The organism is Photorhabdus namnaonensis (assembly GCF_001684335.1).
GTDB lineage: Bacteria > Pseudomonadota > Gammaproteobacteria > Enterobacterales > Enterobacteriaceae > Photorhabdus > Photorhabdus namnaonensis.
In genome coordinates this window covers 90,442-105,163 of the sequence record NZ_LOIC01000070.1, presented here as the reverse complement: position 1 = coordinate 105,163, position 14,722 = coordinate 90,442, and the positions used below count along the sequence as shown (strand labels likewise).

The window sequence follows — 14,722 nt, the reverse complement described above, 5'->3', positions numbered from 1 at the left end:
GGCTCGTCCGCTGGTAGCGATAACATTGGCGCCTAGCATGCGGCTCATGCCTGCGACGCCAATCGCGGAAAGTAAACCGCCAATAGTGGTGGGAATAAGACAGACTAATAACGCTATCAATACTGTGACAGTGATAGGTTGACCGGATTGGTTAGTCTCTACGCTGAATATTGAAAAGGGTAGCAGGGTGACACACACCAATAGAAAGATGATTGTCAGAGCTGTCAACAAGATAGTCAGTGCGATCTCGTTTGGGGTTTTACGACGTTTAGCCCCTTCCACCATTGAAATCATGCGGTCAAGAAAAGTTTCACCGGGATTAACCGAACATTCGACCACCAGCCAGTCAGATAGCACATGGGTACCGCCGGTCACAGAGGAAAAATCACCGCCAGATTCGCGGATAACTGGAGCAGATTCTCCGGTGATTGCACTTTCGTCAACAGAAGCGCCGCCTTCGATAACTTCACCATCGCAAGGGATGGTTTCACCAGCTTCAATAAAAACGATATCCCCTTTACGAAGGCTGTCAGAAGGGACTTTCTCTCTGGCTGCATGGCGATTGGACGAGGTGAGTTTGGTGGCCCAACTGGTTTTTCTGACTCCTTTGAGACTGGCGGCTTGAGCTTTGCTTCTCCCTTCTGCCAGTGCTTCGGCAAAGTTAGCGAAGAGCACAGTAAACCACAGCCATAAGGCGATGCTACCGGTGAACAATGTATTTCCCTTGAATTGACCCGCTAATATGGCAATCCATAAAATGGTGGTTAACCCACTGCCTAGATAGACGACAAACATCACTGGGTTACGCCATTGTGCCGCCGGATGACATTTTTTGACTGAATCAATTAGGGCATTACGAATCAAAGTAGGCTCGAATAATGTCTGTTGCTTGTTGGTCATGATATTCCTCTCTTTGGCGCTTATCGGGCCATTAGCCAGATTTGTAAATGTTCAATGACCGGGCCAAGGATCAGAGCCGGAATAAAAGTCAACGCACCGATTAGCATGATGGTCAAAATCAATAGACTGATAAACAGTGGGCTGTAGGTGGGGAGTGTACCGTTGCTGGCAGGCTGGCGTTTTTTTACGACCAAAGAACCGGCAATAGCGAGTATTGGCAGGATCATGCCAAAGCGACCTAAAAATAGGATGATGGCTAGTAACAGGTTATAGAACATACTGTTGGTGCTGAGGCCCGCGAAAGCACTACCATTATTGTTGGCAGTGGAGGAGAGGGCATAGAGCACTTCACTGAAACCGTGAGCGCCAGGGTTCAAAATACCGGCACGCCCACTAGTGGTGGAGATGGCAAGCGCTGTACCTAAAAGAGCCAGTGTCGGGGTAACCAGAATCGCCAGCGCCACCATTTTTATCTCGAATACTTCGATTTTTTTACCGAGATATTCAGGGGCGCGGCCTATCATTAAACCGGCGATAAAAACGGTCAGCAGAACGAACAGCAACATACCATATAAACCAGAACCGACACCGCCAAACACGACTTCGCCAATTTGTATCAACCACATTGGGATCATGCCGCCAAGCGCAGTGAAAGAGTCGTGCATCGCATTGACTGCCCCACAGGAAGCGGCGGTGGTGACGACGGCATAAATTGAGGTTGCCAGGATGCCAAAGCGATTCTCTTTACCTTCCATATTGATATTACTGTTGGCGCCTAACAGACTGAAATGGGGATTCCCTTTCAATTCGGCATACATGACTCCTACGGTGGCAATGACAAAGATGATACTCATTGCCCACAATAGAGCGTGCCCTTGACGGTTATCGCCAACCACTTGCCCAAAAGCAAAACAGAGTGCGCAAGGGATCAAGAAGATAGAGAGTATCTGAATGAAATTGCTGATAGCGGTTGGATTTTCAAAGGGGTGTGATGAATTAGCATCAAAGAATCCACCACCATTGGTTCCCAATAATTTGATGGCTTCCTGCGAGGCGACGGGACCCATCGGAATTGATTGCTGTTGGCCTTCAATGGTGTGAACTAATTGATATGGCTCGAAATTCTGAATCACTCCCTGACTGACAAAAACGAGCGTGATAACCATAGACAGCGGTAATAGCAGATAAAGTGTGATACGTGTGATATCAACCCAGGCGTTGCCTACGGTTTTGACGCCATGACGGGAAAATGCGCGTATCAGCGCAAATGCCACGGCAATACCGGTCGCCGCAGAAAGAAAGTTCTGCACCGTTAGACCTGTCATCTGGCTAAAGTAACTGAGGGTGTTTTCTCCACTGTATGACTGCCAATCGGTATTGGTGATAAAGCTGACGGCTGTATTCAGCGCCAGATCCCATTTGAGTCCGGGGAAATGTTCAGGATTAAGGGGAAGGGCGTGCTGTGTGACTAAAAGCGTGAATAGCAGCAGTAGTCCGGTCAGATTAAAGATAATGATAGCTAATGCGTATTGCCACCAGTTCATCTCTTTGACTGTGCCGCCAGGTTTCTGTAAGCCACAGCAACGCCAAAGGCTTGATTCTGCTTTAGTCAACCCGCGCGGAATATTACCGTCGATCATATTGGCGATAACATTTCCGAGTGGTTTTGCCAGTACCATCAAAATCAGTAAGAAACTGGTAATCAATAAAAAAGCGGATGCGGCCATTTAAAAATCCTCCGCATGGAGTAACGCATAAATCAGATAAACCAGTAATAGGGCTACTAATAACGTGCCGGAAATGAAGAATATATTCACTGCTTATCTCCCGAAAACTTGGATGGATAAAGATTAGGGAAGGGGATGCAAAGATGCTGATAAAAGAGTGAGTGGATGTGTAAAAAAGGTGTAAAAATGGCTGATAACAGAAGATGGCTAGGAACATTAGGTGATTTTAAGTTAATGAATAATTCTGCATATGAATATTCTGATTATTGGTGATATTGATAAGGTAATCGAAATACTAAAAACTTGGCGTATGGTTTTCGTATTTTTATAATTATATCTTGTTGCGTTGTAGATTAAATTGATTGCGATTTTATAGTGTGGGCTAAATTATTTTATCCTATTATGCGAATGTAAGGTTGAGTGTTAATGTGATTGTTAAAATTTAACAAATGGCTTTTTGACAAAAAGCCATTTGTTTTTAATGAGTTAAATGTTTTTCTATTTCTTCAAATGTTATATTTGAATTTATTGCCTGATAGAAACCATTTTCAACATGCATTGGTATAATGATATTGGTATTTTCTAATATTGGTTTATTGTTAAAGAAAACAGATAGTTTTTTTCTACGTTTTGTTTTATAAGGAGATTAAATGGTTTACTGCAATGAGAGTTGTTTTTTACTTTGATGAAAATTGAATAGTAATTATCCCATTTTTTCGGGGTAATTTCCTCTATACATAATGGAGTCAAATGAAAAGTTTCACCATTTGCTTTATAGTCAATAGAAAAAGCGTGTTTTTTGGAGACACAGCCTGAAACATTTATTACTAATATTAATAATATAACAGTTAATACCTTCATCTTTCCTCCTATTATCTGTCATAGTTAATCCACGATCATTCTGGAAAATGGTATGGCGCAAAGAATAATATCGTTTTTCTGTGCTTATTAAAATGATTATCAATGAAAGTCTTCATATTGGCAATCCTTGCTTTTATCGCTAGCGTCAAACGGATATTTTCAAATGCCTGTATCGTTAATCTCATTTTCACTGACTGTTAATAAAATGTTTGTAATATTACATTTTTATCATATTTTATGTAATAAAATTACATAAAATAGAAAATGTAGCGATAATAACGGCTTAAAAGCGGTCTGATAAGTGGTAAATTTTCATTTTTTACGATAAAATTTTAAACAATTTACATATTGATTATTTTTAAGATTCTGCGGAAAAGTGGGATCATTTTAAGGAGGACTAATATGTCTTCATATCGTGAATATCCTTGGTATCAGGTTCTTTTGCGTCGTATTGGCGCTGTCACTTTCGGTATCCTGGCGTTGCCGGTGATGTTGTTTCGTCGTGATCGCGTCCGTTTTTACAGTTATTTGTATCGTATATGGATAAAAACCAGCGATAAACCCGTATGGTTAAAACAGTCAGAGCAGGTTATGACTGTCAGAAACGGCTAACAACTGACAATTAGCGGCAGGTAACGGTATATTACTGTCATACAACTAATACACAGGACGAATATGATGCGTAATATTGAGCTGGAAAATGTGATTAACCAAGAGCTGAATGTTGGTGAGTTTCAGGATTACGCCCCTAATGGTTTACAAGTTGAAGGGCGTACTCATATTCAGCGAGTCGTTACCGGTGTGACCGCTTGTCAGGCGTTATTAGATGAAGCGGTTCGTCATCAGGCTGATGCTATTATCGTTCATCATGGCTATTTTTGGAAAAATGAGCCAACGGTGATTCGTGGTATGAAACGTAATCGTCTGAAAACTCTACTCGGTAATGATATCAATTTATACGGCTATCATCTGCCGCTTGATGCTCATCCATCATTGGGAAATAACGCGCAATTGGCCCGTCTGATGAATGCGAAAGTTGTTGGGTTGATTGAACCATTCGTACCGCATGGGGAATTTGATCAGCCGATATCACCGGTGGAGTTAGCTTCACGTATTGAACAGGCGCTTGGTCGTAAAGTGTTGCATGTGAGCGATAACGCACCTGCGGAGATTCGCACGCTTGCCTGGTGCACCGGTGGTGGGCAAGGTTTTATTCAACAGGCGGCTGAATTTGGTGTTGATGCTTTCATTACCGGTGAAGTGTCAGAGCAGACGATTCATATCGCCCGTGAAATGGGGCTGCATTTTTATGCTGCGGGCCACCATGCCACTGAACGTTATGGTATTAAGGCGTTGGGGGAGTGGTTAGCTGATAATCATGGGTTGGATGTAACGTTTATCGATATTCCAAACCCGGCGTGATCACATCTTTCTAATGCTGACATTGAAATAAGCGAAGCCCACCGTTGGTGGGCTTCAAAGCTTTTGACAAGCTTTTCATAATTAACGTTTTTTATCAATAACGTTATTCTATCCGATTCATAGAACTGTGAATTTTGATCTTGGTGATCTCGCTACACACGCAAGTAGAGGCTACGTTCGATAATTTAGAGAGTAAGTCGCTTGTACCCACTCTTGGATAACGAGCATACACAAGGAAGGTGATGAGATCAATTTTTACAGTGCTTTAAGCCGTACTGGTATGGCATCAAATTTCACCGAACGATCTTTCCAATTAAATAAAGCCCTAACTATCAAGTTAGAGCTCTGCCTTCTATCGTAATTGGATTCTATTATTATTTTTCAAGCTGGCTTTTGAAATCACGTTTTGTGTAGCCGGTATAGAGTTGACGTGGGCGAGCGATTTTCACGCCATCATCATGCATTTCATTCCAGTGAGCGATCCAGCCGATAGTACGGGCAATGGCGAAAATAACAGTGAACATGGTGGATGGAATACCCATTGCTTTCAGGATAATGCCTGAGTAGAAATCCACGTTCGGATACAGTTTCTTCTCAATAAAATAGGGGTCGTGTAGAGCAATACGTTCAAGCTCCATAGCAACTTCCAGCAGGCTGTCGTTCAGGCCGAGTTCATCTAGCACTTCATGGCAGGTTTCACGCATGACGGTTGCACGAGGATCATAGTTTTTGTAAACACGATGACCAAATCCCATCAGACGGAAAGCATCATTCTTATCTTTGGCCCGGTTAATAAATTCAGGAATATGTTCAACTGACTGGATTTCTTCCAGCATACGTAGACAAGCTTCGTTTGCACCGCCATGAGCCGGTCCCCAGAGAGAAGCGATACCTGCGGCAATACAGGCGAATGGGTTGGCGCCGGAAGAACCTGCGGTACGTACTGTTGAGGTAGACGCATTTTGTTCATGGTCCGCATGTAGGATTAAAATGCGATCCATAGCGCGTTCCAGCACCGGGTTCACTTTATATTCTTCGCATGGCGTAGCGAACATCATGTGTAGGAAGTTGCCTGCGTAGGAGAGGTCATTGCGTGGATAAACAAATGGCTGACCAATAGAATATTTGTAGCACATGGCGGCCACTGTCGGCATTTTTGACAGCAGGCGGTATGCGGTAATGTCACGGTGACGTGGATTGTTCACATCCAGAGCGTCATGATAGAAAGCAGCCAGAGCGCCGGTAACACCACACAATACTGCCATCGGGTGTGAATCACGGCGGAAGCCGTTGAACAGGCGATGGATCTGTTCGTGAATCATAGTGTGACGGGTAATAGTTTTTTTGAATTTATCAAACTGTTCTTGTGTTGGTGTTTCACCATACAGCAGGATATAACAGACTTCCAGATAAGTAGATTTTGTCGCTAGCTGGTCGATAGGGAAACCACGGTGCAGCAATACACCTTCGTTACCATCAATGTAGGTGATCTTGGATTCGCAAGATGCTGTAGAAGTAAAACCAGGGTCGTAGGTATAGAAACCTTGGGAGCCGAGAGTACGAACGTCGATGACTTTAGACCCAAGGGTCGGTGTTAGCACGTCCAATTCAATAGCAACTGAACCGTCTGGGGTTAGAGTTGCTTTGTTATCTGCCATTACAGTCTCCTTAGCGCTTTCATTTTTATAACTCTTAACAATCACGGCGGAAAGACACCGTATAGAGTCTATTTTATCAGGCTATTTTATCGACCATTCTTTGTCATCAAGAACAGGCTTGGACGGTGCTCGGACAAAAGCGATCACTTTTGAATGCACTTTGGTGTGGCCCGCGCCGGTGAGCGATTTGTGATTGAATCGCCTCTCACAGACTGTGCGCATACTCCGGTTGCGGTGCAATCTGTGTTCCCAATTTATTGACAAGATGGCCTACACTCATAATGCCTGGTGGAATAGGTTCTTATACTGTGTCCCCTGACACTGTACTACCGGGGAAAAGCTGAAATCAGGCCAATATCACATTTAAGGCTGAAATTTCACCCCGGACGACAATGGTTTTCAGGTTGTTAGCGAATTTTTGAGAGTTATGTTTTATGCATTGACTACAAAAATGATTATGATTCGTGCGGACTACACAGTTACATAACTTTAGCTTTTCTTGAGGTCTTTCCTCTTACCAAAAATCAATCTCAAAAGTGTTTTCAACCATATATGTAAGATAAATGTTTAAAGTTTGTCAAACAAGATAATTAATTTTGTGCAATATGTTTGAATCGTGATCTTAATCACTGTTCAGTGGAAATGTAGCTAATCATATTGTGTTGGAATTGTAATAATAATGTGAAGCACATATACTGCCGCCAGGTCTCCGGATTACCCTGCTGTAGGAGCACCCAGCGTAACTAAATCACAACACTCTTTAACATGAAGGATTTATCGTTTGGTTAAATGTTGTGTCTTTGTATCCTCTTATCGCTGTCTGATTTCCGCCCAGGTCCGGAGGAAGGAAAATAATAAAAGAGCTGTGTGGGCAAAATTGTGAAAAAACAAAGACCTGTCAACCTTGATTTGCAGACGATACACTTTCCAGTCTCTGCAATAGCCTCGATCTTGCACCGTGTCTCTGGCGTCATTACTTTCGTAGCAGTAGGAATTCTCCTCTGGTTGTTAGGAATGTCTCTCTCCTCGCAAGAAGGGTTTCAGCAAGCCGCCGATATTATGACGGGATTTTTCGCCAAGTTTATTGTGTGGGGCATTCTGACCGCACTGGCTTACCATATCTGTGGTGGTATCCGTCATATGCTGATGGATTTCGGCTACTTGGAAGAAAACTTAGCGGTCGGTAGTCTCTCTGCCAAAGCGGCGATCGGGATTGCTATTATTCTGTCGATTCTGGCTGGAGTACTGGTATGGTAAGTAACGCATCTGCATTGGGTCGCACGGGTATCCATGATTGGCTATTATTGCGCGCGTCCGCAATGATTATTGTTTTATATGTTCTTTATATGCTGGGCTTTGTCGTTACAACGTCGGATATCACTTATGAAGTCTGGCGGGGTTTCTTCGCCTCATCCATCACTAAAGTCTTCACTGTGCTGGCCCTGTTTTCCATTCTGGCTCACGCCTGGATTGGTATGTGGCAAGTACTAACTGACTATGTAAAGCCGCTGGCGCTGCGTTTAATGCTGCAATTGGCGATTATCGTCGCGCTGATGGCTTACTTGATTTATGGAACAATTGTGGTGTGGGGTGTATAGATGAAACTGCCAGTAAGAGAGTTTGATGCAGTCGTTATTGGTGCGGGTGGCGCTGGCATGCGCGCTGCGCTACAAATTTCACAAATGGGATTATCCTGTGCTTTGATTTCCAAAGTATTCCCAACCCGTTCTCATACTGTATCCGCGCAGGGGGGGATCACCGTTGCGTTGGGTAACTCCCATGACGATAACTGGGAATGGCACATGTATGACACGGTGAAAGGCTCCGACTATATCGGTGATCAGGATGCGATTGAGTACATGTGTAAGACCGGGCCGGAGGCGATTTTGGAGCTGGAGCACATGGGGTTGCCATTTTCGCGTTTGGATGACGGTCGCATTTATCAACGTCCATTCGGCGGCCAGTCAAAAAACTTTGGTGGTGAACAGGCGGCACGTACAGCCGCGGCGGCAGACCGTACCGGTCATGCCCTGTTGCATACGCTGTATCAGCAGAACTTAAAAAATCACACCACTATTTTTTCTGAATGGTATTCGTTGGATCTGGTTAAAAATCAGGATGGCAGCATTGTTGGTTGCACGGCTATCTGTATTGAAACCGGTGAAGTGGTTTATTTCAAAGCGAAAGCAACTATTCTGGCAACGGGCGGCGCCGGTCGTATTTATCAATCAACAACTAACGCTCACATTAACACCGGTGATGGTGTAGGTATGGCGCTGCGTGCGGGTGTACCTGTACAGGATATGGAAATGTGGCAATTCCACCCAACCGGTATCGCGGGGGCTGGTGTTCTGGTGACGGAAGGCTGTCGTGGCGAAGGTGGTTATTTGTTGAATAAAGATGGCGAGCGCTTTATGGAGCGTTATGCACCGAATGCTAAAGATCTGGCTGGTCGTGATGTCGTGGCGCGTTCCATCATGATCGAAATCCGCGAAGGCCGTGGCTGTGATGGTCCTTGGGGGCCTCATGCTAAGCTGAAACTGGATCATTTGGGTAGAGAGGTGCTGGAATCTCGTCTGCCGGGTATTCTTGAATTATCCCGTACTTTCGCCCACGTTGATCCGGTAAAAGAACCTATTCCGGTTATTCCGACTTGCCACTATATGATGGGAGGCATCCCAACTAAAGTGACTGGTCAGGCATTGGCGGTTAATGAAAAAGGTGAAGATGTCGTTATTCCGGGCCTGTTTGCTGTCGGTGAAATTGCCTGTGTATCGGTTCACGGCGCAAATCGTCTGGGGGGGAACTCTCTGCTGGATTTGGTGGTGTTTGGCCGTTCTGCTGGTTTGCACTTGAAAGAGTCGCTGATGGAGCAAGGCACGAGCCGCGAAGCTAGCGAATCTGACATTGAAGTATCCCTGCAACGTCTGAACCGTTGGGATAGCACCCGTATTGGTGAAGACCCGGTTAAAATTCGTAAAGATTTGCAAGCGTGTATGCAGAACAACTTCTCGGTATTCCGTGAAGGCGATGCAATGGCGAAAGGGCTGGAAGAACTTAAAGTTATTCGTGAACGCCTGAAAAGTGCCCGTTTGGATGATACTTCTTCTGAGTTCAATACTCAGAGAATTGAGTGTCTGGAGCTTGATAACCTGATGGAAACGGCATTTTCTACGGCTGTTGCCGCTAATTTCCGTACTGAGAGTCGTGGTGCTCACAGCCGTTTCGATTATCCGGATCGTGATGATGCGAACTGGTTATGCCATACCCTCTATCTACCGCAAACTGAGAGCATGACTCGTCGAGATGTCAACATGCAGCCAAAGCTGCGTGAAGCATTTCCGCCGAAAGCGCGTACTTACTAATGAGTTGCTGATGATCCAGTTGCGGAGGAATAGATTATGAAACTTGAATTTTCGATTTATCGTTACAACCCGGATGTTGACAGCGCTCCTCGTATGCAGGATTACACGCTGGAAGCAGAAGAAGGGCGTGACATGATGTTGCTGGATGCGTTAATCCAGCTTAAAGAGCAGGACCCAACACTCTCTTTCCGTCGTTCTTGCCGTGAAGGTGTTTGTGGTTCTGACGGCCTTAACATGAATGGTAAAAATGGCCTGGCCTGCATTACGCCTGTTTCGGCTTTGCGGCGTGGCGGCAAGAAAATTGTTATCCGTCCGTTGCCAGGTTTGCCGGTCGTCCGTGATCTGGTTGTAGATATGGGGCAATTCTATGCGCAATATGAGAAGATTCGCCCATATTTGCTGAATGACGGTAAAAATCCACCGGCGCGTGAACATTTACAATCACCTGCACAAAGGGAAAAACTCGATGGTCTATACGAGTGTATCCTGTGTGCGTGTTGTTCAACTTCCTGTCCGTCATTCTGGTGGAACCCTGATAAATTTATCGGGCCTGCGGGTTTACTGGCCGCATATCGCTTCCTGATCGACAGCCGTGATACTGAAACGGCTTCACGATTAGACAAGCTGAATGATGCTTTCAGTGTTTTCCGTTGCCATAGCATCATGAATTGTGTCAGTGTGTGCCCTAAGGGGTTGAATCCAACAAAAGCTATTGGCCATATTAAGTCTATGTTACTGAAACATAGCGCATAATAGGTCCGCCCTCCGCGAAATTTTTTTGTGGAGGGCACAAAGAATTGAAGAGTATGAGTTGCCAACTGCTAATGATGACAAAAGCTTGAGGAGAGGAACCTTTAAAAACGGTTGGGCGTTTTTTAAAGGTTCCTTGAAGGGTTCCGAAACCCAAAAGAGAACATGCATAAAGCACGTCCAAATGAACCTTTTATCGATACCGTATTTAGACGGTAATAGTTAACCACGGCGAAAACTAAAGCTTTTAAAGCTTAAGGGATCACAATGCAGAACGGCGCAATGAAGGACTGGCTGGATTCAAGCTTCCTGGCTGGTTCAAACCAGTCTTACATAGAGCAGATCTATGAAGACTATATAACCGATCCAAATTCCGTTGATGCAAGTTGGAGAGAGATTTTCCAACAATTGCCGAATGCGGGACTCAACGGTGAACAACTCCACTCGCAGACGCGTGATTACTTCCGCCGTCTCGCGAAAGATACTACGCGTTATCACTCCTCTGTCAGCGATCCAGCAATGGATGCAAAACAAGTTAAAGTTTTGCAGCTCATCAACGCATTCCGCTTTCGCGGCCATCAAAATGCGAACCTTGACCCGCTGGGATTATGGAAACAGGATAGTGTTCCTGATTTAGATCCTGCTTTCCATAATCTGACGGAAGCTGATTTTGAAGAGACGTTTAACGTAGGTTCTTTTGCAGTCGGCAAAGAGACGATGAAATTGGCTGATTTGTATGAAGCGCTGAAACGCACTTATTGCGGTTCTATTGGCGCGGAATACATGCACATCACCAATACGGAAGAAAAACGTTGGATTCAGCAGCGTCTGGAATCTGTTATTGTCAGCTCCCAGTTTAGTGTAGAAGAAAAGCGGCGTTTTCTGGCGGAGCTGACGGCGGCGGAAGGTTTGGAACGTTATCTGGGAGCTAAGTTTCCGGGAGCGAAACGTTTCTCTCTTGAAGGTGGTGATGCGCTGATCCCAATGTTGAAGGATCTTATCCGCCATGCGGGTAAACATGATACACGAGAAGTTGTGCTGGGAATGGCTCACCGTGGTCGCCTCAACGTCTTGGTTAATATTTTAGGTAAAAAACCGGCTGATCTGTTTGATGAATTTGCCGGTAAACATAAAGAGCACCTTGGTACCGGTGACGTGAAATATCATCAAGGTTTCTCGTCTGATTTTGCCACCGAGGGCGCTCAGGTTCATTTGGCATTAGCCTTTAACCCATCTCACCTTGAGATTGTAAGCCCTGTCGTTATTGGTTCAGTACGAGCCCGCCGTGACCGTCTGGATGAAGGTCTCAGTAATATGGTATTGCCAATCACTATCCACGGTGACGCCGCTGTTACCGGTCAGGGAGTGGTGCAAGAGACTCTGAACATGTCTCAGGCTCGTGGTTATGAGGTAGGCGGTACAATTCGTATTGTCATCAATAACCAGATCGGTTTCACAACCTCTAACCCGAAAGATGCCCGTTCAACACAATACTGTACCGATATTATCAAAATGGTACAGGCGCCGATTTTCCACGTTAACGCGGACGATCCAGAAGCGGTGGCGTTTGTCACCCGTTTAGCACTGGATTTCCGTAACACCTTCAAACGTGATGTGATGATCGATCTGGTCTGTTACCGCCGTCATGGTCACAACGAAGCTGATGAGCCAAGTGCGACTCAGCCAATGATGTATCAGAAAATTAAGAAACACCCAACGCCACGTAAAATCTATGGTGACAAGCTGGCGGCTGAGAACTTGATATCAGTCGATGATGTGACCGAGATGGTTAACCTGTATCGTGACGCCCTCGACCGTGGTGATTGTGTCGTTGATGAGTGGCGCTCAATGGGGCTGCACTCATTTACTTGGGAGCCTTATCTGAATCACGAATGGGATGAAGAGTACCCACATAAAGTTGATGTTAAGCGTTTGCAAGATCTGGGCAGACGCATCAGTTCTGTCCCGGAAGAAGTGACAATGCACTCCCGCGTAGCGAAAATTTATAATGACCGCGCAGAGATGGCGAGCGGCGATAAATTGTTCGATTGGGGTGGGGCGGAAAATTTAGCCTACGCGACTTTAGTGGATGAAGGGGTTCCGGTGCGTTTGTCTGGCGAAGACGCTGGTCGTGGCACCTTCTTCCATCGTCATGCTGTTATCCATAATCAGGCTAACGGCTCCGTTTATGTTCCTTTGGCGAACGTTCATAACGGTCAGGGAGCGTTCAATGTTTGGGATTCCGTCCTGTCCGAAGAAGCGGTGTTGGCATTTGAGTATGGCTATGCGACAACAGAACCTCGTGCTCTGACAATCTGGGAAGCTCAGTTTGGTGATTTTGCTAACGGTGCACAGGTTGTTATTGACCAATTCATCAGCTCTGGCGAGCAGAAATGGGGCCGTATGTGCGGCTTGGTTATGTTGCTGCCTCATGGTTATGAAGGGCAGGGGCCTGAACACTCTTCCGCCCGTTTGGAGCGTTATCTGCAACTGTGTGCAGAACAGAACATGCAGGTTTGCGTACCATCAACGCCAGCTCAGGTCTACCATATGCTTCGCCGTCAGGCTTTGCGCGGTATGCGTCGTCCATTGATCGTGATGTCGCCAAAATCACTGTTGCGCCATCCATTGGCTGTTTCTAGCATGGATGAGCTGGCTAACGGTAAATTCCAGACGGTTATTGGTGAGATTGATGAGTTTGATCCGAAAGGCGTTAAACGCGTTGTACTCTGTTCAGGTAAAGTCTACTACGACTTGTTGGAGCAACGTCGTAAAAATGAACAAACTGATGTCGCTATCGTGCGTATTGAGCAACTCTATCCATTCCCTCATCAGGATGTTCAGTCAACACTGGAACAGTATGCTCATGTACATGATTTTGTCTGGTGCCAGGAAGAGCCATTAAATCAGGGGGCCTGGTATTGTAGTCAGCACAACTTCCGTGAAGTGATCCCGTTCGGGGCTTCTTTACGTTATGCGGGTCGTCCCGCGTCTGCTTCCCCGGCAGTTGGATATATGTCAGTTCACCAGCAACAACAACAAGAGCTGGTTAATGACGCACTGAACGTTGAATAAATAAAGGATATAAAATGAGTAGCGTAGATATTCTGGTTCCGGATCTGCCTGAGTCTGTTGCTGATGCCACTGTGGCGGTCTGGCACAAAAAAGCGGGTGACCGTGTTGAACGTGATGAAGTGCTGGTTGAAATTGAAACAGATAAAGTTGTGCTGGAAGTGCCTGCTAGTGAGGCGGGTGTTTTAGAAGCCATTTTAGAACAGAAAGACGCCACTGTTCTGTCCCGTCAGCTTCTTGGGCGTATCCGTCTGGGCGATAGCACCGGCAAGCCGGCAGAAATAAAAGAAAAAACAGAATCGACTTTGGCGAAACGCCAGACAGCGGGTTTAGAAGAAGAGAGCAATGACGCACTCAGCCCGGCGGTTCGCCGTTTGATTGCGGAGCATGATCTTGATGCTAAAGCGATTAAAGGCAGTGGTGTTGGTGGACGTATCGTCCGTGAAGACGTGGAAAAATACATGGCTAATAACGAAAAAGTGGCCGGCAAGTCCGCAGAAGCCCCTGTTTCCGCCCAGGATTCTCTGTTGCCGCACCGCAGTGAGAAACGTGTCCCAATGACTCGCCTGCGTAAGCGTGTGGCGGAACGTCTGCTGGAAGCGAAAAACAACACCGCGATGTTGACAACATTTAACGAAGTTAACATGAAGCCCATTCAGGAAATGCGTAAGCAGTACGGCGAGGCGTTTGAAAAACGCCACGGCGTGCGTCTGGGCTTTATGTCTTTCTATGTGAAAGCCGTGGTTGAAGCACTGAAACGCTATCCAGAAGTGAATGCTTCTATTGATGGCACTGATGTGGTTTACCACAACTATTTCGATATCAGTATTGCGGTGTCGACACCGCGTGGTCTGGTAACGCCAGTACTGCGTGATGCTGATGCGCTGAGCATGGCTGATCTCGAAAAACGCATTAAAGAGCTGGCTATCAAAGGCCGCGACGGTAAATTGACCGTTGAAGAGCTGAC

At 45.7% G+C, this 14,722-nt stretch carries 13 protein-coding genes; 8 read left to right on the top strand and 5 right to left on the bottom strand.

The annotated features are described in order from the left end of the window. The 4 genes from Phpb_RS26855 to Phpb_RS12140 form a co-directional block, all read right to left on the bottom strand. Positions 1–900, bottom strand: a 900-nt coding sequence (locus tag Phpb_RS26855; protein ID WP_240492538.1) for an HAD-IC family P-type ATPase, incomplete at its 3' end; no start/stop codon positions are given. 20 nt (positions 901–920) lie between these two features. Continuing rightward, positions 921–2,627, bottom strand: a complete 1,707-nt coding sequence (kdpA, locus tag Phpb_RS12145) for a potassium-transporting ATPase subunit KdpA (protein ID WP_065390559.1) — start codon at positions 2,625–2,627, stop codon at positions 921–923. Beyond that, on the bottom strand, positions 2,628–2,717 hold the full coding sequence (gene kdpF / locus Phpb_RS23825) for a K(+)-transporting ATPase subunit F (RefSeq protein WP_075489460.1): 90 nt from the start codon (positions 2,715–2,717) through the stop codon (positions 2,628–2,630). A gap of 492 nt (positions 2,718–3,209) precedes the next feature. Next, positions 3,210–3,488 (bottom strand): hypothetical protein, encoded by a 279-nt coding sequence (locus Phpb_RS12140; protein WP_082302571.1) that lies wholly within the window; start codon positions 3,486–3,488, stop codon positions 3,210–3,212. Positions 3,489–3,890: 402 nt separating this feature from the next. On the opposite strand from Phpb_RS12140, the gene Phpb_RS12135 reads away from it, so the two are divergent. Further along, entirely contained in the window at positions 3,891–4,100 is a 210-nt protein-coding gene (locus tag Phpb_RS12135) for a YbfA family protein (protein ID WP_065390558.1), read from the top strand. Between the two features lie 66 nt (positions 4,101–4,166). Beyond that, a complete protein-coding gene (locus Phpb_RS12130) occupies positions 4,167–4,910 on the top strand; it encodes a type 2 GTP cyclohydrolase I (RefSeq protein ID WP_065390557.1) in 744 nt (247 codons plus the stop codon). 374 nt (positions 4,911–5,284) lie between these two features. Here the strand turns inward: Phpb_RS12130 and Phpb_RS12125 are convergent, their stop codons facing one another. After that, on the bottom strand, positions 5,285–6,568 hold the full coding sequence (locus tag Phpb_RS12125; protein ID WP_036780850.1) for a citrate synthase: 1,284 nt from the start codon (positions 6,566–6,568) through the stop codon (positions 5,285–5,287). Between the two features lie 867 nt (positions 6,569–7,435). Between Phpb_RS12125 and sdhC the strand changes: the two genes are divergently transcribed. The 6 genes from sdhC to sucB form a co-directional block, all read left to right on the top strand. Then, entirely contained in the window at positions 7,436–7,825 is a 390-nt protein-coding gene (gene sdhC / locus Phpb_RS12120; RefSeq protein WP_065390556.1) for a succinate dehydrogenase cytochrome b556 subunit, read from the top strand. Beyond that, on the top strand, positions 7,819–8,166 hold the full coding sequence (sdhD, locus tag Phpb_RS12115) for a succinate dehydrogenase membrane anchor subunit (RefSeq protein ID WP_036780845.1): 348 nt from the start codon (positions 7,819–7,821) through the stop codon (positions 8,164–8,166). The genes sdhC and sdhD overlap by 7 nt, the downstream gene beginning before the upstream one ends. Next, complete coding sequence (gene sdhA / locus Phpb_RS12110; protein ID WP_065390555.1) at positions 8,167–9,933, top strand: succinate dehydrogenase flavoprotein subunit; 1,767 nt, start codon at positions 8,167–8,169, stop codon at positions 9,931–9,933. 36 nt (positions 9,934–9,969) lie between these two features. Beyond that, positions 9,970–10,686, top strand: coding sequence for a succinate dehydrogenase iron-sulfur subunit (locus Phpb_RS12105; RefSeq protein WP_065390554.1), 717 nt, complete (start codon positions 9,970–9,972; stop codon positions 10,684–10,686). Between the two features lie 264 nt (positions 10,687–10,950). Next, entirely contained in the window at positions 10,951–13,758 is a 2,808-nt protein-coding gene (gene sucA / locus Phpb_RS12100; RefSeq protein ID WP_065390553.1) for a 2-oxoglutarate dehydrogenase E1 component, read from the top strand. Positions 13,759–13,772: 14 nt separating this feature from the next. Continuing rightward, positions 13,773–14,722 (top strand): dihydrolipoyllysine-residue succinyltransferase (sucB, locus tag Phpb_RS12095; protein WP_240492543.1); only part of this gene is annotated, 950 nt, incomplete at its 3' end.